The 24,212-nt window shown below is 49.1% G+C and carries 24 protein-coding genes; 11 read left to right on the forward strand and 13 right to left on the reverse strand.

All coding sequences use genetic code 11. The features are described 5' to 3' along the window. Nucleotides 1–34: 34 nt before the first annotated feature. The 8 genes from ACQ4MZ_RS04465 to ACQ4MZ_RS04500 all read right to left on the reverse strand — a co-directional run bounded on the left by ACQ4MZ_RS04465 (nt 35) and on the right by ACQ4MZ_RS04500 (nt 11,786). Nucleotides 35–1,285: an amidohydrolase/deacetylase family metallohydrolase gene (locus ACQ4MZ_RS04465; protein ID WP_430843360.1), complete on the reverse strand. Its 1,251-nt coding sequence runs from the start codon at nt 1,283–1,285 to the stop codon at nt 35–37. A 55-nt stretch (nt 1,286–1,340) separates the two neighbouring features. Then, on the reverse strand, nt 1,341–2,561 hold the full coding sequence (locus tag ACQ4MZ_RS04470) for an aminotransferase class V-fold PLP-dependent enzyme (RefSeq protein ID WP_430843362.1): 1,221 nt from the start codon (nt 2,559–2,561) through the stop codon (nt 1,341–1,343). Nucleotides 2,562–2,808: 247 nt separating this feature from the next. Next, nucleotides 2,809–4,386, reverse strand: coding sequence for a SusD/RagB family nutrient-binding outer membrane lipoprotein (locus tag ACQ4MZ_RS04475; RefSeq protein WP_430843364.1), 1,578 nt, complete (start codon nt 4,384–4,386; stop codon nt 2,809–2,811). Between the two features lie 27 nt (nt 4,387–4,413). Further along, nucleotides 4,414–7,797 (reverse strand): SusC/RagA family TonB-linked outer membrane protein, encoded by a 3,384-nt coding sequence (locus tag ACQ4MZ_RS04480; RefSeq protein WP_430843366.1) that lies wholly within the window; start codon nt 7,795–7,797, stop codon nt 4,414–4,416. A gap of 163 nt (nt 7,798–7,960) precedes the next feature. Next, on the reverse strand, nt 7,961–8,995 hold the full coding sequence (locus ACQ4MZ_RS04485) for a FecR family protein (protein WP_430843368.1): 1,035 nt from the start codon (nt 8,993–8,995) through the stop codon (nt 7,961–7,963). Nucleotides 8,996–9,064: 69 nt separating this feature from the next. After that, the gene (locus tag ACQ4MZ_RS04490) at nt 9,065–9,607 is read right to left on the reverse strand and encodes an RNA polymerase sigma factor (protein WP_430843370.1); all 543 of its coding nucleotides are present in this window, start codon (nt 9,605–9,607) and stop codon (nt 9,065–9,067) included. 302 nt (nt 9,608–9,909) lie between these two features. Continuing rightward, nucleotides 9,910–11,013, reverse strand: a complete 1,104-nt coding sequence (locus ACQ4MZ_RS04495; RefSeq protein ID WP_430843372.1) for a lactonase family protein — start codon at nt 11,011–11,013, stop codon at nt 9,910–9,912. A 35-nt stretch (nt 11,014–11,048) separates the two neighbouring features. Beyond that, complete coding sequence (locus ACQ4MZ_RS04500) at nt 11,049–11,786, reverse strand: carbohydrate-binding family 9-like protein (RefSeq protein WP_430843374.1); 738 nt, start codon at nt 11,784–11,786, stop codon at nt 11,049–11,051. Nucleotides 11,787–12,078: 292 nt separating this feature from the next. Between ACQ4MZ_RS04500 and ACQ4MZ_RS04505 the strand changes: the two genes are divergently transcribed. The 4 genes from ACQ4MZ_RS04505 to ACQ4MZ_RS04520 all read left to right on the forward strand — a co-directional run bounded on the left by ACQ4MZ_RS04505 (nt 12,079) and on the right by ACQ4MZ_RS04520 (nt 15,716). Beyond that, nucleotides 12,079–12,366: a hypothetical protein gene (locus ACQ4MZ_RS04505; RefSeq protein ID WP_223403178.1), complete on the forward strand. Its 288-nt coding sequence runs from the start codon at nt 12,079–12,081 to the stop codon at nt 12,364–12,366. A 131-nt stretch (nt 12,367–12,497) separates the two neighbouring features. Next, nucleotides 12,498–14,033, forward strand: coding sequence for an MFS transporter (locus tag ACQ4MZ_RS04510; protein WP_430843377.1), 1,536 nt, complete (start codon nt 12,498–12,500; stop codon nt 14,031–14,033). A gap of 42 nt (nt 14,034–14,075) precedes the next feature. Beyond that, nucleotides 14,076–14,327 carry a DUF6814 family protein gene (locus ACQ4MZ_RS04515; protein ID WP_430843379.1) on the forward strand — a complete coding sequence of 84 codons (252 nt, stop codon included), beginning with the start codon at nt 14,076–14,078 and terminating at the stop codon, nt 14,325–14,327. Between the two features lie 207 nt (nt 14,328–14,534). Next, on the forward strand, nt 14,535–15,716 hold the full coding sequence (locus tag ACQ4MZ_RS04520; RefSeq protein WP_430843381.1) for a thiolase family protein: 1,182 nt from the start codon (nt 14,535–14,537) through the stop codon (nt 15,714–15,716). A 3-nt stretch (nt 15,717–15,719) separates the two neighbouring features. On the opposite strand, the gene ACQ4MZ_RS04525 is transcribed toward ACQ4MZ_RS04520, so the two are convergent. After that, a complete protein-coding gene (locus ACQ4MZ_RS04525) occupies nt 15,720–16,223 on the reverse strand; it encodes a GtrA family protein (protein ID WP_430843383.1) in 504 nt (167 codons plus the stop codon). A 228-nt stretch (nt 16,224–16,451) separates the two neighbouring features. Between ACQ4MZ_RS04525 and ACQ4MZ_RS04530 the strand changes: the two genes are divergently transcribed. Further along, the gene (locus ACQ4MZ_RS04530; protein WP_430843385.1) at nt 16,452–17,000 is read left to right on the forward strand and encodes a hypothetical protein; all 549 of its coding nucleotides are present in this window, start codon (nt 16,452–16,454) and stop codon (nt 16,998–17,000) included. Here the strand turns inward: ACQ4MZ_RS04530 and ACQ4MZ_RS04535 are convergent, their stop codons facing one another. The 3 genes from ACQ4MZ_RS04535 to ACQ4MZ_RS04545 form a co-directional block, all read right to left on the reverse strand. Next, nucleotides 17,001–17,957, reverse strand: a complete 957-nt coding sequence (locus tag ACQ4MZ_RS04535) for an SMP-30/gluconolactonase/LRE family protein (RefSeq protein WP_430843387.1) — start codon at nt 17,955–17,957, stop codon at nt 17,001–17,003. It abuts the gene before it with no gap. Between the two features lie 114 nt (nt 17,958–18,071). Beyond that, nucleotides 18,072–19,601: an alpha-amylase family glycosyl hydrolase gene (locus tag ACQ4MZ_RS04540; protein WP_430843389.1), complete on the reverse strand. Its 1,530-nt coding sequence runs from the start codon at nt 19,599–19,601 to the stop codon at nt 18,072–18,074. Nucleotides 19,602–19,610: 9 nt separating this feature from the next. Further along, nucleotides 19,611–20,186, reverse strand: a complete 576-nt coding sequence (locus ACQ4MZ_RS04545; RefSeq protein WP_430843391.1) for a Maf family nucleotide pyrophosphatase — start codon at nt 20,184–20,186, stop codon at nt 19,611–19,613. Between the two features lie 287 nt (nt 20,187–20,473). On the opposite strand from ACQ4MZ_RS04545, the gene ACQ4MZ_RS04550 reads away from it, so the two are divergent. Then, nucleotides 20,474–20,938, forward strand: coding sequence for a MarR family winged helix-turn-helix transcriptional regulator (locus tag ACQ4MZ_RS04550; RefSeq protein WP_430843393.1), 465 nt, complete (start codon nt 20,474–20,476; stop codon nt 20,936–20,938). 52 nt (nt 20,939–20,990) lie between these two features. Continuing rightward, nucleotides 20,991–21,599 (forward strand): YceI family protein, encoded by a 609-nt coding sequence (locus ACQ4MZ_RS04555; protein WP_430843395.1) that lies wholly within the window; start codon nt 20,991–20,993, stop codon nt 21,597–21,599. A gap of 94 nt (nt 21,600–21,693) precedes the next feature. Here the strand turns inward: ACQ4MZ_RS04555 and ACQ4MZ_RS04560 are convergent, their stop codons facing one another. Next, nucleotides 21,694–22,143: a type I restriction enzyme HsdR N-terminal domain-containing protein gene (locus ACQ4MZ_RS04560; RefSeq protein WP_430843397.1), complete on the reverse strand. Its 450-nt coding sequence runs from the start codon at nt 22,141–22,143 to the stop codon at nt 21,694–21,696. A 51-nt stretch (nt 22,144–22,194) separates the two neighbouring features. Between ACQ4MZ_RS04560 and ACQ4MZ_RS04565 the strand changes: the two genes are divergently transcribed. From ACQ4MZ_RS04565 to ACQ4MZ_RS04580, 4 genes are all read left to right on the forward strand, one after another. After that, nucleotides 22,195–22,968 (forward strand): AMP nucleosidase, encoded by a 774-nt coding sequence (locus ACQ4MZ_RS04565; protein WP_430843399.1) that lies wholly within the window; start codon nt 22,195–22,197, stop codon nt 22,966–22,968. A gap of 84 nt (nt 22,969–23,052) precedes the next feature. Beyond that, nucleotides 23,053–23,424, forward strand: a complete 372-nt coding sequence (locus tag ACQ4MZ_RS04570) for a globin (protein ID WP_430843401.1) — start codon at nt 23,053–23,055, stop codon at nt 23,422–23,424. Between the two features lie 95 nt (nt 23,425–23,519). Continuing rightward, nucleotides 23,520–23,816, forward strand: coding sequence for a type II toxin-antitoxin system HigB family toxin (locus ACQ4MZ_RS04575; RefSeq protein ID WP_430843402.1), 297 nt, complete (start codon nt 23,520–23,522; stop codon nt 23,814–23,816). Nucleotides 23,817–23,818: 2 nt separating this feature from the next. Then, on the forward strand, nt 23,819–24,181 hold the full coding sequence (locus ACQ4MZ_RS04580; protein ID WP_430843403.1) for a helix-turn-helix domain-containing protein: 363 nt from the start codon (nt 23,819–23,821) through the stop codon (nt 24,179–24,181). Nucleotides 24,182–24,212 lie beyond the last annotated feature (31 nt).

Raw genomic sequence — 24,212 nt, forward strand, 5'->3', positions numbered from 1 at the left:
TTGGTTTGATAGCCGACAGCCGACTGCCGAAGTACTACTTCAAATATATCGGCGTCGTAATGCCATTCAAATCATAAACTATTTTTCCGCCCATGACAGTGAGTTCGCATTCCAGCTTTTCCTTGCCTTCTACTTTGTAGCCGGTTTTGTCATAAAAGCCGAAATTCCCTTTTCGCATTGAAAAAACGGCTACGTCGGCGATGGCGCCTTCGGAAATGTGGCCGAGCTGTTCGCGGTGGATCACTTTCGCGGGCTCCCAGGTGCTGGCTTTGATGATCGCCGGCAAATCCATGCCCATATTATAGAATTTCGACATAATGCTCAGCATGTCCTTCATCGAGCCGTTCATGCTACCGGTATGAAGGTCGGTACTAATGGTAGTAGGATAAAAACCGGCTTTCATGGCCGGGATCGCCTGTGAATAGTTGAAGCTTGCGCCGCCATAGCCTACATCGAATACAATGCCTTTCTTTCGGGCTTCGATTGCGAACGGTTTCACTTTTTGCGTCGCTTCGTCCACAATGGTTTCTCTGATATTGCCCTCGAGCAATGTGTATGCGTGTGTATAAATGTCGCCCGGGCGAAGATGCTTCATAAACAGCTCTTCGAGGGGAAGGGGAGGAGTGCTGCCTCCGAAATCCACCATGACGGGCATATTGGCTAATTTACCGGCTTTCACCGCATTATCCACCGGTTTCCAATCCTTACCTTGGAAATGGGCCACCTTGAAACCGACTATGTCGTTTCGGTTTCTGATGGCGACGCCAGCGGCCAGGTTCGGGTCCATATCGGCGGTGTCCTGCTCCCATGCACCGCCGCGCATGCCTTGTCCCACGATGTTCAGGAACGAAAGTACGCGGGTTTTAGAATTGAAAATTACATTATTCTTAAACTCGGAAAATGAATCCCAGCCGGCACCGCCCGCGTCGACGATCGTTGTCACGCCAACGCGGAAAGTGAAGCCGTCGGGTGGTAACGCCACCAAACCATTACTGAGGTAATGGTTTGGCTCGGTACCGAAAAACACGTGTCCATGGATATCGATCAATCCGGGTGTAACATACATCCCTTTGGCATCCACCACCTGGCGGGCCTCCTTGGGATCGATATCCTTCGCCACTTTTTTGATCTTTCCTTCGAAAATACCGACATCCATCACCTGATTGATATTGTTCTTCGGGTCGATCACCGTGCCGCCTTTGATCAGTATGCTGTACGTCTGGGCATGAGAAGCCACACCAAGCAGACATGCCAGAAGAGTGAAAAGGATGGACCTGTGTTGCATTTTACTTCTTGAAAAAGGTTTGGGTTTAGGAAGAGTTAAATGGTACTGTACATATTTAAACAACTGCTTTCGACAGTTCTTCTTTCAGTCTGGATGCCACGATCTTCTCCTCGCCCGGTTTGAGCATCCAGGTGGTAATGGTCAGCGAATTGTTTTCGCCGGGCATTACCTCAATCGACGGGTTGCCTTTGCGCAAGCTCTCCTGTAATGCTTTCACAGGCAGGCTCACTTTGGCGGCATCCCACGACACTTTCAATGTGGGGGTATGGTTACCTAATTCAGGGACGGTTACTTCGGTAACGACACCTTTCACGCCTTTTACAGCGTTCTCAATGGTCGCGACGCGGTCCTCCCATATTTTCCATTCTTTTTTGTGATCCATCTTCACGAAATTGTCGAGCGCGACGTACATGCCGAGGATCTCTTCTTTATTCACTTTCATGCCGCGTCCGATGGTTGAGCCGCGCGGCGGCATGCTGAGGCGGGCTGCATCGATATATTGCTTTTTACCCATAAGGATACCCGCGCTTTGCGGCCCGCGCATCGCTTTGCCGCCTGATACACACACGAGGTCGAAGCCCAGGTCGTTGAAACGCCAGAGGTTCTCAACTGGCGGTACATCGGCAGCCATGTCGATCATGGTAGGAATGCCGTTCTTTTTGGCGATTTCGATCCACTGTTCGTGTTTGATCAGCCCTTTATCGGATTGAATATGAAGAAACCACATCAACGCGGTCTTTTCATTAATGGCTTTCTGTAACTCTTCCACAGTTTCAACCTGTACGATTTTACATCCGGTGTTAGTCAATGCATGCGAATACCCGATGTTATGCCCCTTCTGAATGATCACCTCGGACTTCATTCCGGTACCTTCCAGATGCGGAAGCGCCTCCACTTTCTTTTGATCCATGCCGGTGAGCACGCCCGCGAGGCCGAGCGTCAGTGCCGAGAAGCAGCCGGCAGTAACCACAGCCGATTCGGCATGCGTAATAGCGGCGATTTTCTCGCCTACCTTGGTCTGGACCTCATCGAGCATCATAAACTCCTTCGCCGCGCCCTGGATCGTCGCCACCACATCGTCCTGCATAAGGGAACCAGTCATCATTGTGTAGGTACCCGCTGCATTAATAAAAGTACGAATGCCGAGTTCTTTGGCGAGGTTACGAATGGGAGCCTTGGCCAGCAAGCCGGCTGCTTCGGCGGTGCCATTGCCCAGGAATCCGCCCAGGAGGGGAACTGTGGACAGATGCTTGATTAAATCTCTGCGGTTTATCATAATGGTTAAGGGACTGAATAGATTGGTTAAAGGCTTGACAAAGAGGTTCAGACAGTATGCAGAGCAAGGATGCGTTTTATAGGGCCCGATACTCTGTTTTGTAGGATTATTTTTTTAATAATTAAAAAATTTAAAAATAAACTTTGGTCAATACCTGTTTCGATGCCTTTTTATTCCGATTGAGTGTTTTTTGAAAGTGCCTTCCGATGAAAATATTCCGGAAGGCACTCGTTTTCCATCAGAATTGCTAGTTTTTGTCCCACCAGAGCGGAGTCGCCGCATTGTCGGGCCCGCCGAGCAATTTAGTCGCCGCCTCTACCGCAGCTCCGTTGTTTTGTTTCTCCTGCAACAGGAATGGGATCCGCCTTACTACCGCGGTGGTAGGAACGTCGGTGTTGACCGAGTTGACCACCGGATAGAGCTTAGGCATTCTTGTGCGGCGGAATTCCGCCCATGCTTCGATACCGTCGGGGTACAGTGCCAGCCATTTCTGCGTAGCAATCTGCTCTCTCTGGATAGCTTCTGTGGCGCCCCATTTTACCGGAATGTTGGAAAGTGCTGCGGATTGTTGCTGGTCGCCGGGGGCCACAGGTGTTTTGGTGCTGTTAATATAAGTAGTAACTGCCGCTCCAGTAATGCCCCAGCCTTCCATCGAAGCCTGGATACCTTTTTCATAAAATGACTGAGCGGTTCCGCTGCCTACATTCCAGCCATTCAATGCCGCTTCCGCTAGCAGGAAGTAGGCTTCAGCAGTATGCATTACATCTTGCTTTACAGCCAGCTGGCGGTCCCACGCCGAGCCGCCGCCGGTGTTGCGGATCCAGCGCTCGCCAATGTTGGAATTGTTGTCGTTGCTGTTCGCGGCAATGGCAAGTTCTGTGGGACCCAGTCCATTACGTATACCTTCGTAGGTTTTGGTAAGAAATGCAGGCTGAAAGTAGATGCCGATGCGAGGGTCGTCATAACCTTTCAGTACTGACTCCATAGCCGCGCTCATCCGGAACTCGCCCCATCCGGAGATGGTCGCAAGGCCATTATTGTCTCCACCAAGCAAGCTTTTCGCCATGTAGGCGTTGTCTGCAACGTCGGTGAGGAGACCTCCCGCTATTGCGGCTTCTGCTTCTGTCTTTGCTTTGGCAGGATTTACTTTCGAGATGCGAAGTGCCAGACGCAGGCGCAACGTATTCGCGAATTTGATCCATTTATTCACATCACCACCATAGACAATATCGTAGGTGCCGTAGGGCTTGTCGGTTGTTTTGCCTTTGAGCAATGCAGTTGCCTCGGTCAAACGTTTGAAAAAATCGTTGTAGATTTCTTCCTGCGGATCATATTTGATCGGCGTAGCGTCCTTGCCGGCTTCCGAATAGGGGATAGGACCATAGTAGTCGGTTACCCTGTGAAATGCAAACACCCACCAGATGTTGGCCAGTGCATATTGCGATGTGGATTTGTCCAGTTTTTCAAACAGGATTTGCAGCTGCGGTACCACCTGGGTATAAACCGGGTTCCAGTGGTTGTCGATCCAGGTCGGGTGCATGAAATAGCGGTCCGACTGGAAGTTCGGTGTGGTAGTTGCAAAATATTGCGCGTACAAATCCGCGAACAGGTTCTGAGCCGTCTGGTATGTACCTGCGGAATAAGACGACTGCTGCTGTGCCCGGGAGAACAGGTAAGGAATTTCCGCATCGGTGATGGCGGTGAGCGCTGTGCGGCTGGTATTCAGTTCGTCGAAGTCGCCCGTACAGCCGGCCACGACCATCGCTGAGCCGGTGAGTACGCTCAATGTGGTTGCTCTGATATATTTATTCAATGCTAATTTCATGTTACAGTATTTTAAGAGGCTGTTTAATTAGAATCCAACTTTCAAATTCAAACCAACAGTACGTGTTGAAGGGAGGGCTCCGTATTCTGATCCCTGAAAGTTACCTGCGCCCAGGTTTACATCCGGATCGAATGGAAGTTTACGTTTTGCAAGGCCCGGAATATCCATTTTGGCATAACCGCGATAGATGAAGAACAGGTTGCGAGCGGTAAGCGAAAGACGTAGTGACTTGATGAACATGCCTGGAGGGGTTGGGATGTTGTAGCCAAGCGTAGCTTCTCTCAGGCGGAAGTTTGTGGTAGAGTAGGTAAAGAACTCTCCCCATGTGTAGCGGCCTTGCGAAACGGTTTGCCAGAAAGTCTGCGCGTCGATTGCTACATTGTTCTGCTCGCCGGTTTCGGTTACCGCTGGCAATACCCATCCACCCTGACGGTGCGCTTCGGTATAATCCGCAGTACCGTCGTATGCCAGGTTGCCATCGGTTCCGGAAGTCATTACACCACCCACACGGCCGTCTACCAGGAAGCTCAGTACGAAGTTTTTGTATGAGAACGAGTTGTTCAGGCCGATGGTGAATTTAGGGTTGAAGTTACCTACAATATTGTCGAATGCTGTTGCCACAGGAAGCCCTTTCGCATTCACGATGTAGTTGCCGTTTGCATCTTTTTTCCAGCCGAATGCCTGCAAATCGCCATATGAGCCGCCTTCACGCACAATGGCCGTGGTGGTACGGGTGTTTCCGCCCAGATTGGCTGTTTTGATCGTCTCGTGAAGCTTCACGATCTTGTTCACGTTGCGAGCGAAGTTCAGCGTCGCGTCCCAGGTCAATGCCTTGCCTTTCAATGGAGAAGCAGTCAAAGAAATCTCGAAACCTTTATTATTGATCTTACCCGCATTGATAAACTGGTTCTGGAAGCCGGTTGGTGTTGCTTGCGGCAATGTGAGCAACTGGTTCACGGTGTTTGTATTGTAATAAGTAAAATCCAATCCCAATTTTCCAGAGAACAGGCGCAAATCAAGACCTAACTCTGTCGAAGACGAAATCTCCGGTTTCAGATTCGCGGCCGGACGTGTCGTGTTGCGGCTGATGTAGCCACCGCCGTTACCACCTTGCGCGAATGTGTAGGTTTGCAGCAACCGGTAAGGATCGGTATCGTTACCTACCTGTGCCCAAGATCCACGTAGTTTCGCGAAACTGATCACTTCCGGTAACTTCAACGCTTCGGAAAGAATTACGTTACCGCCAAAAGAGAAGTAAGCGTAAGAGTAAGGTTTAGGCAATGTCGAAGACCAGTCGTTGCGGACAGAACCGTCGATGGTAATGAAGTCGCGGTACGACAATGACGCTGTTCCGAATACATATTGCAATTCTTTCTGACTGAATGCAGTTACCTGGGTTAATGCGGCAGCAAACGACAAGTCGAAGAAGTTAGGAACTGTAAGGCCCGTTGTCGTTCCGCCTATCTGGGAGTATTTCTGGTAAGTCTGGCCGGCACCGAAGTTGTAGGTTAAATGCAGGTCTTTACCCAAATTGTTGTTACCCGAAACGATCACGTCCATGTTGCGTTCGGTAGTTTCGGCTGTCCAGTCGGCATACGAACCACCTGATCCTGCAAAAAGCAATGTGTTGTTGTAGAATCCACGATTTACGCGATCAGCATACCAGTCATAGCTGATACGGCCCTGGACATTCAGCCAGTCCGTCAGTTCATATTTGACCGAGCCCAATGAAATCACGCGATTACGTTTTTCCGAATCAAACGTCCGGTTGATCGTCCAGTAAGGGTTCATATAAATACCGGAACTTGCCCAATAGGTAGGCTTGCCCGCCGCATCCTCGAAAGTTTTGTATTGGTTCAAATCCACGCTGCGCGGGACTTTGTACAAGTTCATAGTTACAGAGCTCTCTTCACCCGAACGTGGTTTGTTCTGGATATCGGAGTTGATATAAGTGATTTTGGCATCGGCGGAGAGACGCTTGGTAATCTGCGTATTCAGACGAAGGTTAAAGGTATGCCGCATGAGCTTGTTGTTCGGTAGGATACCTTGGTTGTAATTATTGGTATAGGATAAATAGGTCTGGATCTTTTCTGAACCAGCTGAAACACCGATAGAGTTGTTGGTCGAAACGGCTTTACGGTAAAAATCCTTGATATTGTCTGGAAATGTCTGCATCGCAGGTCCCCAGCTCTGACTCGAATTGGTACTTTCCTTTCCGCCGCTTCCTTGCCCGTAAGTATTTTGAAGTTTGGGAAGGAGAAACGGGGATTCGACTACTACACCGGAATTAATATCGGCAGATACCTTGCCCGCTTTTCCTTTTTTGGTAGTGATCATGATAACCCCGTTTGCCGCGCGGCTTCCGTACAATGCGGAGGCCGCGGCGCCTTTTAGGATGTTCATGGACTCGATATCGTCCGGGTTAATGTTCGCTGCACCATCGCTGCCGTTGATTCCGCCAAAATCGCTCGTTACCTGGTTGCGGGCAGTATTGTCGATGGGGACGCCGTCTACCACGAACAGGGCATTGTTGTTACCGGCAATAGAGCGGTTACCGCGAAGTACTACGCGAGTAGCGGAGCCCGGCCCCGACGAACCTTGTGTGATCACCGCACCGGCTACTTTACCGGAGAGCGTGTTCACAAAGTTCGCATCGCGCACGTCTGTGAGCTTTTTACCATCGATTTGCTGAGTCGCATAGGTAAGCGTTTTTGCATTACGTTCGATACCTAATGCCGTTACTACCACCTCGCCCAATTGTTTTACGTCCTCCGCAAGGGTGACGTCGATGGTTGTTTTGCTGCCTACGGTGATTTCTTGTGATACATAGCCGATCGATGAAAATACCAGCACGGCATTTTCGTCGGGAACGCTGATTGTATAAGTACCGTCCGTACCGGTTGTAGTCCCTTGGTTAGTGCCTTTCACGAGAATGTTCGTGCCCGGAATTCCGGAACCTGCATTATCCTTCACAGTCCCCTTGATTTCCTTCGCGAGATTCACTGCCGCCGCAGGCTGGATTACCTGTCCGGTTACTTTTTCCGGTTTGTTGCTGATCACGATGTTGTTCTCGACCTGGGTGAAACCGAGTCCGGTACCATTCAGGATCGTTTCCAGCACTTCCTTTACCGGCTTTTTCTCCGCATGGATCGAAACCTTTCGCTTCTTGTCGATCCGCTCGATACTGGTGATAAATTTAAAATCACTCTTTTTTTCAATGGCAATAAAGGCGCTCTGGAGCGTCACGTCTTTCAGGTCAAGCGAGATTTTTACTTCCTCGATTCCTTGAATGGATCGTGATATGGAAGCAAAGAGCGGTTGTACGAACATCAAACATGCCATCATCAAGGCCAAGCCTCGCCTGAGCGCCGTTCCTGTGTTCAGGTAGGTGTCTGGTAACTTTTTTTGCATACTGTTTTGAGTAGATTGAGGTTAAAAGGATTTGAGGGATTTAATTATTATAGCAACTTCATAATAATTCATAGTCAAAACACCTTGTATACGACGCAGCGTGCGGCCAGCGGCTTCAAGGACTCTGTCAGGGATGCTCGAAAAGTAGGATGGAACGGGACGCCTAATGGCATGTGCCGCCTGTGATGGTAACGACGTCTCTACCAACCACATAATCAAAAGAATTTGACATACTCAGCAATTTTAGCACATCGTTCAACGATGCATTGGAATTGAAACTAGCCATTACACGGCATTTGCCGATGTTGCTCTTAAATACAATCTTTTTACCGAAACGCTCCTGCAATGCCTGCATTACTTCATCGTAAGTATTGTCCCTGAAAACAAGCTGGCCCAAATGCCATGGCGCAATGTTTGCAACGCTAACGATATTGATATACGTTTCGTCTTTTTCTGTATTGATCACGAGCTCCTGCTCGGGCGTCAGTTGCGTAATCCGGACCGGCTCGCCTTCATCGATTTCTTTGCTAACCTCGACTTTCCCGGTCGCAACCGACACCGATGCAGTCTCGTCCCCATTATAGGCTTTTACATCGAATGACGTCCCCAAAACCCTCGTCGATACCTTCTCACTCTTCACGATAAACGGTTTCTCCGGATTAGGTACTACCTCGAAAAACGCTTCTCCTTGCAGGTAAACCAGCCTTTCATCCCCGTCGAATGCCTCAGGGTATTCGAGTTTACTGTTTTTGTTGAGCCATACCTGGGTCCCGTCGGGCAGTTCTATGCTCACAATGTCTTTGGCGCCGCTGGTGCGGGTTTCCATGGGCGCGCGGGCGATGTTTCGCGAATCATGCTGCCTGCTTACCAGGAAATACCCTAGCCCTGTTGCAAGTAAAACCCCTGCGGCGGCCATCCACGAGCTCAGCTTGAAATACCGAGGTCGCTCCTGAATTTCTTCTTCGGGCCGGCTTTCCTGCTCCCCCATCTTTGCGTGCAGCTTCGCAAGCCCGTTGTCCAGGCTGAATGCCGGATCGTTTTCCGGTCCTTTTTCATGCTTCCACGCTGCTTCTATCTGTCGGAACAACAGCAGGTTATCATATTCTTCAAGCCACCATTCCATAGCCAGTTTTTCTTCCGGGCTGCATTCGCCAGCCAGATACTTGGCGATAAGGGGCCATGGTGTGTGATCGGACATCAAATTCAGAGCTTTCTAACGTTAGGACAAATAAAAAATGGGGGCACCCCCATCCTTCCAGAATTTTTTTTAAATGTGATAGGTTTTTTGCAGAAGTTTCAGCTGTTTGATAGCCTTACCCATTTGGTTTTCTACTGTTTTGGCGGAAAGGGAGAGGATTTCGGCGATTTCGTTGTAGGTAAATCCTTCGAAGCGGTTGAGCTGGAAGATCGCTTTTCTTTTTTGCGGGAGATAATTAATGAGGTCGGTAATGCGGGTTTCGAGCTCGTGATACATCAGTTCATCGTCCGGACCGGGCGTTTCTTCGATAATATCGTCGCTGAGCTCTTCCATAATGTGTTTTTCCTGCTTCATGTAGTTGATGCAGGTGTGCCGCGTGGCGGTGAAGAGGTAGGAACGGACATTCTTTTCGACCGTCAGGCTGTCGCGTTTTTCCCAGATCCGGAAAAACACATCGGCTACGATTTCTTCTGCGAGGTCCTTACGATTGTTCAGGTAAGTGGCAAAACGGCATAGTGAGTAATAGTATTTCCGGAAGAGGCAATCCAGCGCCCGGTTATCTCCTTGCTTGATCAGGGAAATAAGAAGCAAATCATCCTGGCCGTTCATCATAAACTGTGGCTAAATTGGGTATCAGGTAATTCCAAAACTTTATTCAATGACCTTGTCGGGGCGTCCGGAGTGATCGGCTAATGTCAGCTTATTTAGAATCTGTACAAGTCAATTTTTGTGCCAGACATCAAAATAATAATATTTTCTTTGGTGTATTTTAAATAATAACGAAGAATAGCATTAGGATTTCTAAAATTAAAAAAGTTGCTAGAAAATAAGCGCCAATCGCTGAAAAATTTATTCGATATTGTTTTTTCAGCTACTGGCGCCTATTTCTCAAAGAGGCGATGTCGGTTCGGGAACTAGTTGAGGAACAGTTGCTTCACGCATACGGGCGTAGGCGTGCTGATCTCTTTCCCGGTATAAGTCAATTGACCGGTTGCCACGTCGCGCTTGAAGAACACGGCATTGTCGTTGTCGCGGTTGGTTACAATCGCAAATTCACCCTTCGCGTCGATCAGGAAATTGCGTGGGTGCTTGCCGTGGGTATCCGCGTGGCCCGCTATCGTCAGCTTGCCGGTTTTGGCGTCTACGGCGTAAATGGCCAGGCTTTCGTGGCCGCGGTTGGACGCGTATAGAAACTTGCCATCGGGCGAGAAATGAATATCCGCAGCGTAGCTTTTACCCGTGAAATCCGAAGGCAGCATGGTCACGCGCTCGAAGGGCACCAATGCACCGCTACCCTTCACGATCTTAAAAGAATTCACGACAGAGGCCAGCTCGCATGCAGAATAGCCGAAGTTGCCGTTGGGATGGATCGCGAAGTGCCGTGGACCGTCGCCAGCTTTCACCTCCGCATAAGGTACGGCGCCAGGAGTAAGTTTACCGGTCTTCGGATCAACGGCATACACCATAATCTTGTCGATGCCGAGGTCGGAAGCATAAATGTATTTGCCGTCCGTCGAAGGGATAATCGAGTGCATATGCGGCTTCTGATCAGCACGGCCTTTATCCTGAATGGTATCGGCCAATGCACCAATACTGCCATCCGGGTTCAGTTTGTATACCGCCAGGTCGCCGCTTCCGTAGTTCGACAGGTAAATGAAACGGCCCTTTGGATCAACGCTGACGTGGCACGGACCGCGGCCTTGTGCAGGCTGGGTATTCAATGCGGTCAGTTTGCCGGAAGCCTGGTCAATGGCATAGGCAGATACCGTGCTATTCCCTTCATTGGCCGCGTAGAGATACTTTTTGTTGGGATGGAATTCGAGGAATGAGGGGCTTGTTTTGCTCGTCAATACCTGCAACTCCTTGAAGGAATAGTTGCTGCGGTCGAATTCATATACATAAATACCCTCGCCCTTCTGCGTATAGGTACCGAGGTACAGTATTTCCTTTTTGGGTTTCTGCGCAAAAGCTGCCATAGCCGACAATAAAAGGATGAATGAAAGAATGGTTCGTTTCATGATTCAGGAAAAGATTGAGATAGATTATAATGCTGTTATTCAAACACTAACGTGCCGAATTTGTTGAATTCGTGGAAGCTGCCGCCGGTTTTTTGCCAGGAATAATAGGCTGTTTCGCTGTCGTAGTCGATGCGGTAGAAATTGCCGCGCCATTTGTCGCCCGGCTTAGGTGCCGCATTGGCAATGGGGTTCATCAAAGCGAACGGAATGAAGAACTCGGCTTTCCAGCCTTCTACGGCTGCCATACTCTTCTTCTGTCCACCCTGGGCACTGGTTTCGTGCTGTACGCGGTTGCGCTCGTTATAATGCCAGGGTTTCCAGCCTTGTGCGCGGCCCTTGATGTTCGGGACGAGGATCGCGAGCTCATAATTCAATGGCGAAACTTCATATTCGAGGTAAATGGGTACCGAGGTGTCAGGCCAGAGAAACACTTCCACCACATCCTCTTTGAACAACGTGCCGAAATCTTCCATGATGGTGGAGGTTAGTTTCTGGTCGGTACAGTCGAACAGGAAGTACATGCCCTTGTCGGAATAGAGGATTTTGACGCGGGTAGGAAACTGTTTGCCGGGCGTGGACTGGTTGGGGCCTTTCTGAACGGTGAGGTTAAACCATTGCGCGGCTGACCAGTTGGAGGCGGTACCTTCGCCGTTTACTTTGAAGTCGGTCGTTTTCCTGACCGTCAGGGAAGAGTCGGGAACAGCGTTGGCTGCCTGTCCCCGGCACATGAGGCCGCAGGCGAGCAGTCCCATGAGAACAATTTTTTTCAACATTCAATAAAAAGGGTTAGGATTGGGAAACTGGTTCAGGTACGGTCAAGTGCGTTCATTTGCAGTCAGATGGGCAGATCGTTATCTGGCGATGCAGGCATTCCGGTGCAGCACGCGACGATTTTTTTTTCACTCTGGCAATTTCAAGAGGTTTTTACATTTTACCAAATCATTATTTTTGTAGTGTCAATTATTGATGAAATCTTTCGACAGGAAAGAGAATAGGGTAGCGGAATATTTTAATAATTTAGGTCGTACGTTTAAAATTGAAACCATTTAACAACAGAACACTGTCATGATACGCGAAAGTGGAGAACTGGCCTTTGCTGATATCAGCGAGGCGATTTTAGAACCAGCTGTTTTCCCTGACTACCAAGGGAGCACAAAAAAGACCCGTCCGGTAGCGCAAGATCCCTACGGAGATGATGACGACGAAGATGAGGACTTTGATGAGGATATCGATGATGAAAAAGTCATTGACGAATATGATGAAGATATAGAAGATCGCGAAGTAGTTATCGAGGACGGAGACGAACTCCTCAGAAGACTGGACGACTTCGATGATGACGACGACGATTTCTGATAATCGTTAGCGAATTAAGACGCGCCTCTGGATCATTTCCAGGGGCTTTTTTATGCATGCGTTATGAGTATTGAAACGATGGTTGTGCCTTATTCACCTAAATTGTTCAATTCCTCACCTTTCCTAAACTCATGCGTTCAACCGAATCCAATGTTACCCAAAGCATTACACAGGTAATCGCTGCTTCTTCATTAGGTACTTTAATTGAGTGGTATGATTTCTACATTTTCGGGAGCCTGGCGGTTATCATCGGCCAGCAGCTTTTTCCGAGCGACGCCGGTGCCTCGGCGCTCATCAACACGCTGGCAATCTTCGCCGCAGGATTTATTGTTCGCCCCTTTGGCGCATTAGTGTTCGGTCGCCTGGGCGACTTAATTGGACGTAAATACACGTTCCTGCTGACGCTCGTGCTGATGGGCGGTTCCACGTTTCTCATTGGCCTTATTCCTTCCTATTCGAGCATAGGTTATGCGGCGCCTATTCTCGTTTTGATCCTCCGCCTCGTGCAGGGACTCGCGCTCGGGGGCGAGTACGGAGGCGCGGCTACGTACGTGGCCGAGCATGCGCCGGCGGGCAGACGCGGCTTTTTTACAAGCTGGATCCAGACTACCGCTACATTAGGGCTATTTCTTTCCCTGGGTGTAATCGTTCTGACCAAAAATATCCTTGGTGCCAAAAACTTCGCCGACTGGGGCTGGCGCATTCCCTTCCTGGTATCGATCCTGCTCGTAGTGGTGTCGATTTACATCCGGATGAAAATGCATGAGTCGCCGGTGTTCTCGAAACTTAAAGCCGAAGGAAAAGTCTCCGCTAACCCTTTGAAAGAAAGTTTTCAGAAGAAAGCGAATTTCAAAATGGTTCTTGTAGCATTATTTGGAGCTACTATGGGACAGGGTGTCGTTTGGTACACCGGACAGTTTTATGCGCAATCTTTTTTGGAAAATACCTGCAAACTCGACTTCAACGAATCGCGGTATATCTTGCTGTGGGCGATCGTTTTTGCGACGCCGTTTTTTGTGATTTTCGGTTCCTGGAGCGATAAAGTAGGCCGAAAATGGATCATGCTGGCGGGGATGTTGCTCGGAGTGATTTGCTACCGTCCTATTTATCAATATTTCCTCGATGCCACGAATGTGAAGGAAATGCAGAAAACCATGCTCCTGAGTGAATCGGAACCGGTTGTAGAGCGTGGGCTGGTGCCGGATAAGGCCGATTCCCTGATTACGACTACCGTTACCAAAACGCTGACAAACGGCATGACTTTCAAAGAATCGAAGATCGAAGTGATCACACAAGATGTATTGGCCGAGGTTCCTGCGGTGCAAACGGTAATTAAAGACGTGACTTTATCGCAGAGCTCTTATATCGTTATCATCTTGCTGGTTTTCTTTCAGGTGGTGCTCGTGACGATGGTTTACGGCCCGATAGCGGCATTCCTCGTGGAGCTTTTCCCGACTCAAATCCGGTACACTTCGATGTCGCTGCCTTACCATATCGGGAACGGCGTTTTCGGCGGGCTGGTACCCTTCATTGCGACGCTCATCGCCTCATTCCAGGGCTCGACGCCGCTTTCGGGGCTTTGGTATCCCATTGGCATCGCCGCATTGTCATTTATCATCGGGGCCGTTTACATCGACAATCGCCGCGACGATAATGTCATGGATTGAGTATTTGAGAATAGCATTTGACATTTAAATAACCAATAGAAAATGAGTGGTTTAAAAAAAATACTAGGTCTTCTCTGGATCGCACTGGGTCCTGTTATTATCCTGTTCCTCTTCATGCAGGCAGCCGATAAAATCGCCGCGGCAACCGAAGGCATCGCCCGCACGAACACCACCCTGCAGTGGGCGATTATTATCCTGATTTTTATCCCCATTTGCACCGGTTTGGTGATCTTCGGTTATTATGCCTGGAAGGGCGAGTACGATCACCTGCCGGAGAGTTCGGAGGAGCTTTGAATGATTTTTGAATGATTGAATGACTGAATGACTGAATGACTGAATGATTGAATGACTGAATGACTGAATGACTGAATGACTGAATGACTGAATGATTGAATAGTTTTGTTTTGAATAGTGAGATAATTTATATATTGGGGGTCGAGGGTTGGCCAAATTATCTAAAATATTCACTCATTCAATCATTCAATCATTCAATCATTCATCATGCAAACCGACACCTTCATTCTCTCCGCCGCCCGCACACCCATTGGCAGTTTCGGGGGTATTCTTTCTTCCGTACATGCCGCAAAATTGGGTGCGACTGCTATTCAGGGCGCGCTTGCGAAATCCGGAATCGAGCCGGCTTCGGTCGATGAGGTGCTGATGGGCAATGTAGTTTCTGCCAATCTCGGGCAGGCGCCAGCCCGGCAAGCTGCTATTTACGCCGGACTACCGGTTTCGGTGATTTGCACGACGGTCAACAAAGTTTGTGCTTCCGGGATGAAAGCAACGTCGCTCGGTGCGCAGGCCATTCAGCTGGGTGATGCGCGCATTGTGGTGGCCGGCGGAATGGAGAATATGTCCCAAATCCCTTATTATTTATCCAAAGGCCGGAACGGCTATGGTTACGGGCACGGCGAAATTATTGATGGGCTCCTGAAAGACGGGCTTACCGACGTGTACGACCAGATCGGGATGGGTGTTTGTGGCGATAAAACGGCATTGAAATACAACATTTCGCGGGAGGCTCAGGACGAGTTCGCGATCCGTTCATATCAACGTTCGGCGGAGGCTACGGCTAATGGGTCGTTTGCCGATGAAATCGTGCCGGTTGAAACCGTATCCCCCAAAGGCGAGACAACAGTTGTGGGCGAAGACGAAGAATACAAACGTGTCAAATTTGACAAAATTTCTACTTTAAAGCCAGTGTTTTCGAAAGACGGAACAGTAACGGCCGCTAATGCTTCGACGATCAATGACGGTGGAGCGGCATTGGTGCTAGCCGGTAGTGGTGTGGTGAATGCGGAGAACTTCAAACCTATTGCCCGCATTGTTGCTTACGCCGACGCGGAGCAGGAGCCAGCCTGGTTTACGACCACACCCGTGCTAGCGACGGAAAAAGTGTTGAAAAAGGCGGGCTTGAAAATTTCAGACATCGACTATTTCGAAGTAAACGAGGCATTTGCCGTGGTAGCATTGGCTTACATTCAGGCATTGGACCTCGATATTGAGAAGGTGAATGTCTTCGGAGGGGCCGTATCGCTCGGGCATCCGCTGGGTGCGTCGGGTGCGCGCATTATCACCACATTACTGTCTGTTTTGAAGAGAAATAACGGCAAATATGGCCTCGCCGCCATTTGTAACGGCGGGGGAGGGGCTTCCGCTATAATCGTGGAAAGATTGTGATGATCAGCGGATCAGGATTTTCAGGCGATTGTAGAAACCGGTGCTTTTGAAAGTGAAGGTTTTGTGCAGAATGTAGTTGCTCACAAAGCTGAAACCCATCCCGATCACGTAGCAAACCATTTCGGTTACATTCACCTCTTTTTTGGCGAAGGAAAACTTCACTTTATAGACTTCCATACCCAGGTAGTCGATGAGCAGTTTCGAGGACCCGATGGTGAATGCCCAGGTAATGAAAAGCGAAACCATCGAAACCATCAGGAATTTCACCATCTCGCGGCGTGTCTGATTACTGCGTCGCGCATCGAATGCGAACAGTTTGGTAAGTGTAAAACCCCAGAAAAAACCGATAATGTACGAAGGGACAATGGAGTCGCTCCAGGAGATATTGAACCAGTCCTGAATGAGACTGCTGGAAACTAACTGGATCAAGGCACCGGTACCCGCGACAAGAAAATAGGCAATGATATCTTTAGGATTGAAGATCTTGTTCTGCTTGATTTGGGTCACTGGTGTGTTAGTTTGTTTGGAACGGCGAACCTGAATGAGGCCCCAATATTAGAAAGAAAATGGTCTGGAAACAAAACAGGGCCTTCGATTTTGAGTAAATGGGAGAGCCGGGGCTATGTGTCCATTTTACGCTGACAGTGGTGCCAGCCTTGAATTTATTCCCAAATTCTTTTACTTTAATCGCCATCTCAGCGTCTGCCTGAGGTATAACTTCTAACAGGATTATCGGTGAAAAAACTTTACATATGGTCGGTAATGGCAGCATTTGCCGCACTGGCTTTCTCATGCTCAGCCGCATTGCAGCGACGCTACGACCGCATGCACGGCACTTCGTCAGCCTCGACCTCGACGGACCGCTCTTCCCGCGATCCCGCGGGTGAAAGAAATGATCAGGCAGGGGATCCGGGTTACCGGAAGGATTATGATCGGGTAGTGGACGGCAACAGTTCGGCAGGAAGCGTAACCACACCCGCGAGCGGCAATGCGGATTACAACCAGCGGTTGCTGAACCAATATGCCGATATGGACAAGCTCGCGGAAGTGGTTTTGTATGAGTTGGACAACCTCGAAAACAGGTACAACAACCTGCTTAACGAATACAGGAATGCAAAGTCGTCGTCACGGCAGGTCATGGCTATGGAGCTCGACAAGATCAGCGACGACCGACTAATGCTGTACAAAGCCTATACGAACATTTACCGTAACGGCAAATCCGACTGGGCGAATGTAAAACGCGATGTAGATAACACGCTTCGCGAATACCGGAAGAAAAACTGATTACCAGCCTGCGCCTTTTGTATTGGTTTTAATGCGGCAAACGTAGCTGTCGACGGTCATATATAATGTAGAACCATCGTTGCCCCAGGCGCAATTGGAGGTCAGTTCGCCCATTTCTATGCGGCCGAGCAGCTTTCCGGCGGGACTGATAATGAGCATTCCGCCCGGTCCCGACGACCACAGGTTGCCATCTTTGTCGATTTTGAGACCGTCGGGCAGGCCTGCCATACCGCGCCTGCCCATAGGCGTAGCGTCGTAAATGAGTTTTCCCTTGCCTGCATTGCCGTTCGCATCGAGCGGATAGGCCATCCAGATCGACTTTTCAGGGTCGGATTGCGCGACATATAATGTCTTGCCATCCGGAGAGAATGCGAGGCCATTCGGGCGACTGAGATCGCTGACCTGCATTGTCACTTTGCCATCCTTGTTAATGCGGTACACGCCGAATTGCGGGATCTCGCGGGTCGGATCTTCGTGTTTCTTCATAAGGCCATATGGCGGATCGGTGAAATAGTAATCGCCATTGCTGTGCTGTACGATATCATTCGGGCTGTTGAAACGCTTGCCTTCGAAGTTATCGGCCAATGTGATTTTTCCGCCCACATTGAGCGGCATCGCGGAAATGCGGCGGTCGCCGTGCTCGCAGGAAACGAGGCGACCTTTGTGGTCGATGATGAGCCCGTTACTTCCAGGTTCATCGCTGTAAACGCCCCTTCCGGTATAGCCCGACGGTTCGAGGAACACCGAAAGCCCTTCTTTTTCATCCCATTTGTAAACCTTGTTCCTGGGCACATCCGAAAACAGCAGGTAACCGCCTTCCTTTACCCAAACCGGCCCTTCCGACCAATCGAATCCCGATGCCAAAACTTCAATTTTGGCGTCTTTGGACAGCAGTTTTTCGAATGCGGGATCTTCATAAACAATCTTGCCCATGGTAGGGTAGGACTTTTGCGCCATAACAGTACAGGTCAGAAGGACGATCAGACAAGCGGAAATAATACCGGATTTCATAGGGAATGCATTAGCAGTACCGACATCGATTTAGCAATAAAGAACCGAAGCGGTGTTTCCCTACTGCTTATCGAACGGGCCGACATTCCGCGCCGGTGCCAGAATAATGCTGGAATGTGGGGCCAGGCGGTTCGTAGTCAATGTAGTTTCATGTAAAAGGTCCGTCGAAAACAGCACTTCGGTAAACAGTGACTTGTCATCCGGCAGTTGAAATTCCCTTTCATCGTCCCCTAGATTATGAATAACAATGAGCGAACGGTCGACGTGCGGGCGGAAATAGCCGAGCAACTGCTCATCGTGGAAGTGCACTGGTTGCAGGTTAGGCGCCAGGATCTGGTGCAGCGCGGGCTCGGTCCTGCGCAGGTGTATGAGATTTTTGTAATGATTGAAAACAGAAGTGGGATCGCCTGTCTGTTCCGAAAGGGGCGCCACTGTTTTCAGGGTAGTAAATTCCGGCTCGATCCAGCTGGTAAGCTGGGGATCGTCGGGATCATCGGTCCAGAGGAATGGCTCGCGGATATACGGATCCGGTTTCTTGCCCAGCATTCCGATTTCTTCGCCATAATATAGATACGGTTGCCCCGGAAGGGTGAGCAGAATGCTGGCCGCGAGTTTGATCTTTTTGATGTTTCGGTCCACAACGCTACCAATCCGCTCCTGGTCGTGGTTGGTGAGCATGATCGCATTCACGAATAGCGGATTATACTGTTGGAATAGTTTGAAGCTGGCCTGTAACTTGTCGATGATCTGTTCGTCCCGCTGGGCTATGAGCATACGTTGAAGCGCAAAGCTGAGGTCAAAATGGAAAGTAGCATTCAGATTACGGAAATAGGGGGCTACTTCTTCCGTGTCGGCCCATACTTCGCCCACCGTAAATGCGTTTGGCTTGGCCTCGCCAATAATTTTCGAAAAAAACTGCCAGAAGGTGATGCTATCTTCGCTGTCCCACACAGGGTAAATGTGCCGCGCAGCATCGAGACGGAATCCGTCCACACCGATATCGTTCAGCCAGAACCGGACGATTTTGGCGATCTCTTCCCGCAATGCTTCCGAATGAAAATTGAGATCGGGCATGCCTTTGTAGAAAAGACCGTAATACTTTTCGTCGTCGCCCGGATTTTCGTGCCAGGGGTATACGACCTGGGAGTCATCGGAAGTTTCCCGCTCGGAAATGCCCAGATGGTCGATCTGATCTTGGGTCATCCACCAGTAAAACTGGCGGTAGGGACTATCCTTGCTTTTACGTGCCTCCTTGAACCACGGATGCAATGTGCTGGTGTGGTTGATGATCAGGTCGAGATAAACGGCAATCCCGCGCTCATGCGCACTCGCGAGCAGGCGCTTGAAATCGGCCAGTGTCCCATATTCGGGCTCGATCGCGTAATAGTCGATAACATCGTATTTATGGTAGCTTGGCGAAGGGTGGATAGGCGTGAGCCAGATCGCCTCAATGCCGAGGTCGGCCAGGTAATCGAGTTTGGAAATAATGCCGTTTAAATCGCCGATGCCGTCACCATTGGAGTCGCAGAAAGAACGGACGAATATCTCATAACAAACTTTCGGAATACTGGCTGACTTGTCTGCGAACATAGCGGGACATTATTGAAAATGCGGTTTCAATAACCGGTAAACAACCTGGACCGGCAGGCCCATGATCGTGTAGAACGACCCTTCGATTTTCTCTATCCCGACCATCCCGATCCATTCCTGAATGCCATAGGAGCCGGCCTTATCGAAGGGCTTGCATTGCTCAATATAGTGGTTGATTTCCCAATCTTCCAAGTCGCGGAAGTAAACTTCTGCCACGTCGGATATAGTTTCGATGATGCCATCCGATAACAAACTCACCGCCGTTACGACCTTATGGCTTCTGCCTGAGAGGATTTTGATCATCCGGAAGGCATCGGCGGCGTCTGTCGGCTTGCCTAAAATGTAATGATCGGCGATTACCACTGTATCGGCAGTCACTACGAGCGAACCAGGGCGAATGCCACGGAACTGCTCGGCCTTCTCCCGTGAAATATAGCCGGCTACCTCCTCCGCAGGAAGGTCCGCTGGGTAACTTTCGTCGGTTGGAAGGACTTCGACAGTGAATGCGAAGCCTGCATCGTGGAGTAATTGTTTTCTTCTGGGGGAGTTCGAGGCGAGGATCAGGGATTTCTTAAGGTCGATCATGTTGGGTGATTATCAATGGTCGCGTGTGGTCAGGTTAAGGTCATTGATTGTCAGGTGTGCTCAGGTGATGGTCGTTGATTGTCAGGTGTGGTCAAGTTATGGTCATTAATCGTCAGGTATTGTTGTGATAAGATTTAATGTGCTTGTAATCAGTTGCTTGTTGTCTTTTTGGGCGGGCTACGGAAATTTTTTTTAAATATTTTTCGCCTCACTGAACTATTTCTTTGTCAATAGATGTTCCTACATTAAATGTATATACATCATTATTGCATTTAACGCGATTGGCTATGTCTATTGAAACTGATATAAAGCAGAAAAAATTTCGGAGCCCCTTCCAAAAGTTGGCATTAAACTTGATGTATACCACCAAGTGGCTCGAATATAAGCAGCTTGAATCTTTCAAGGAGTACGACATTACGCCGCAGCAATATAATGTGCTAAGGATTCTGAGGGGACAGCAAGGCAATCCGATCAAGGTGAGCGACATTACCGAGCGCATGCTCGACAAGAGTTCCAACACATCCAGGCTCGTTGACAAGCTGCTGGCGAAGAATCTGGCAAAGCGGACGTCATGTGAAAGCGACCGCCGCGCTGTGGATGTCGTGATAACCGAGGAAGGTTTGGCGTTACTCAAAGAGCTCGATCCGTTTATCGAGGATTGGGAAAACCGGTTCAATATTATTTCCGAAGAAGAAGCCGAGCAGATCAGTGCATTGCTCGATAAGCTGCGGGAAAATGAAAATCAAGCTTAAAACACAATTAACACAAATCCATAAATCAATTTAATTTTTAATCAAAACTACAATGAAATCAGTTAAATTTTTTGTCGCATCTCTTGCAGTAGCATTGTTTGTATCTTCTTCTGTTTCAGCAGATAATGGTAAAAAGGCTACAAGCCTGAAAGTAAATCCTGCTAAAAGCGAACTGACCTGGTTGGGTAAAAAAGTTACCGGCGAACACACAGGAAAAGTCACTTTGAAAGAAGGAACAATCGTGTTGGACGGCGCTAAACTGACTGGCGGTAAATTTGTTGCCGACCTGAATAGCATCACTTGTACAGATCTTACTGATAAAGAATACAACGGCAAACTGATCGGGCACTTGAAGTCAGACGATTTCTTCGGCGTTGAAAAATATCCCACTGCCACTTTCGTAGTAACCAAAGCTACTCCAAAGGCAACCGGCGTTTACGATGTAACTGGTGACCTGACTATCAAAGGCATTACCAAACCTGTTACTTTCCCTGTAACCGTGAAAACTACTGCTACTGGTGCGGAAGCTACTGGTAAATTGGTTGTTGACCGTTCGAAATACGACATCAAATACAACTCGAAGTCATTCTTCGATAACCTGGGCGACAAAATGATCCACGACGATTTCTCTATCGACGTGAAATTGGTTGCTGCAAAATAATTACCCGCGGGCGGTTGCCTGGTATCAGCCGTCTGCAATTGTATGACCTGAATGTTAAAAGGACCTGTCCGGTTTGGGCAGGTTTTTTTTGTTGTTACGGATTGAAATCGCGGTATTTGGGGAAATCGTCCATGAAGTGGATTTGCCCGTTCACGGCCTGGAAGCAATAGTGCGCCATGCCGTTGGTAACTGCCAGATATTGAGGTTGTAATGTGAAATTATAACGGCTGATCTGCGCGAAAGTAGCGTCGTTTACGCTTACGAACGGTGCTTTGCATTCGACGAGGAGGAACGGCAGCGCATTGTTGGAAAGCACCATGATATCGGCGCGTTTGGAAAGGGTATTGTATTGTAAACCAGTCTCTACCGCGAACAGCGACTTGGGATAACCATAATGCGTGATGAGCAAATGGATGAAGTGCTGGCGCACCCATTCCTCGGGGGTGAGCATGACGAATTTCCTGCGGATAATGTCGAAAATATGCGGTTTCCCGTTAACCTGCTTAACTTTGTAAGCAAATCCGGGAAGATTCAATGATTCCATGAACGAAGATAATGAACCCCGGGTTGCCTCGCCAACAAACCTGCTGAATTCATGACCACCAAAGAACAGATCGTCGAAAACTGGCTGCCGCGCTATACGGGTACGCCTGTGGAAGAGTTTGGAAGTTACATTCTCCTGACCAACTTCGGAAACTATGTAACCATGTTTGCCGAGAAGTTCGGGGTGGAAGTAAAGGGTGCCGGCCGTGCCATGCAAACCGCGACCGCCAAGGACATTACCATTATCAATTTCGGGATGGGAAGCCCTATGGCGGCAACTGTAATGGACCTGCTTTCAGCCATTAATCCCAAGGCTGTTTTGTTTTTAGGCAAATGCGGCGGATTAAAGAAGACGCAGGTAGGAGACCTGATCCTGCCGATCGCTGCTATCCGCGGCGAAGGTACCAGCGACGACTATATGCCACCCGAAATTCCAGCATTACCGTCATTCCGGCTGCAAAGCACCGTTTCGGCTGCCATCAAAAAACACAAACTTGACTACTGGACCGGCACCGTTTACACCACCAACCGCCGCATTTGGGAGCACGACGCCAGTTTTAAAGAATACTTGCAGGCCGTCCGCGCCATGGCGATTGACATGGAAACCGCAACCATATTCATCGTAGGCTTCGCAAACTCCATTCCGCACGGTGCATTGCTGCTTGTGTCGGATAACCCGCTCGTACCCGAAGGAGTAAAAACGGAGGAAAGCGACAAGAAAGTGACGGCAAGCTACGTAAAACATCATCTGGAAATTGGTATCGACGCATTGACGGAACTCGCGCGCTCAGGCGAGTCCGTGAAGCATTTGCGTTTCGAGAACTGATAACTGTCATAATAGCGGCGGGAACCTGTCGAGGCTCGTTGGAGGTTTAACCTTCGGCGGCCAGCAGTTTTCCGCTGATTATTTATGGAACATCAGACCTTATACGAGCGTATTGGCGGTGATGCCGCGCTCCGGCAACTTACCGATAAATTTTACGACCTCGTATTCAGCCACGAGCTCATTTCCCGGCTTTTCAAGACCGATAAAGACCTCATCAAAGAAAAGCAGCGTCTTTTCCTCACCCAATTCCTAGGTGGCCCGCAACTCTATTCCGAAGTATACGGCCACCCGATGATGCGCGCACGCCATATGCCCCACACCATCACCGAAGACGATGCCGTCGCCTGGCTGCAATGCATGGCCTCCGCCGTGGAGTCGCTTCCACTGAGCAAGGAATTGAAGGATGAGCTGTTCGACCGGTTTCCAAGGACGGCGTTTTTTATGGTGAATACTTAGTAAAAGTCTATTCTACAACACGTTACCTTTTGATATTCTGACGTCTAAATGGTGTTCCATATTTGGGAACATTGTACTTTTGCATGTCCATTCAGATGAAAAGAATATTTTCGAGAGGAACGCTTCGTGATTTTTGGGAGAACCACCCGGAAATGGAGCAGCCGTTAAAAGTTTGGTACGACGATGTGTTAGCAGCAGACTGGAAATCCCCGTCGGATGTGAAGCGGCAATATGCAACAGCCAGTATATTGAAGAACGGGAGGATCGTTTTCAATATTCGAGGTAATTCGTTCAGGCTGGTAGCCCACTTTGACTTTGAAAGGCAAATGGTTTACATCCGCTTCATCGGCTCTCATAAAGAATATGACAAAATTGACGCAAATTCAATTTGACTATGAAATTAATCAAGACGGAAGATGAGTATAGGGTTGCATTGAAGCGACTAGGAGAAGTCTTCGGCGCGCCCGTGGGTACACCAGAAGGCGATGAGTGCGATGTGCTTACACTATTGGTAGGCGCCTATGAAGACAAACACTATCCAATTGAACCTCCGGACCCGATCGATGCGATCAAGATAAGAATGGAGCAAATGCAGCTCAAGCAGGTGGATTTGGTTGATGCAATTGGTAGTAAAAGCCGAGTTTCGGAAGTATTGGGTAGAAAGAGAAAACTCAGTCTTGAAATGATCAGAAACCTCTCCAAGCGGCTCCACCTATCAGTAAATACGCTTATTCGCGATTATCAACTGGTACAGTAATCGCGGTGCGCTTCATGTCGACCAAGAATTC

Source organism: Dyadobacter sp. BHUBP1 (genome assembly GCF_050587785.1).
Classification (GTDB): Bacteria; Bacteroidota; Bacteroidia; order Cytophagales; family Spirosomataceae; genus Dyadobacter.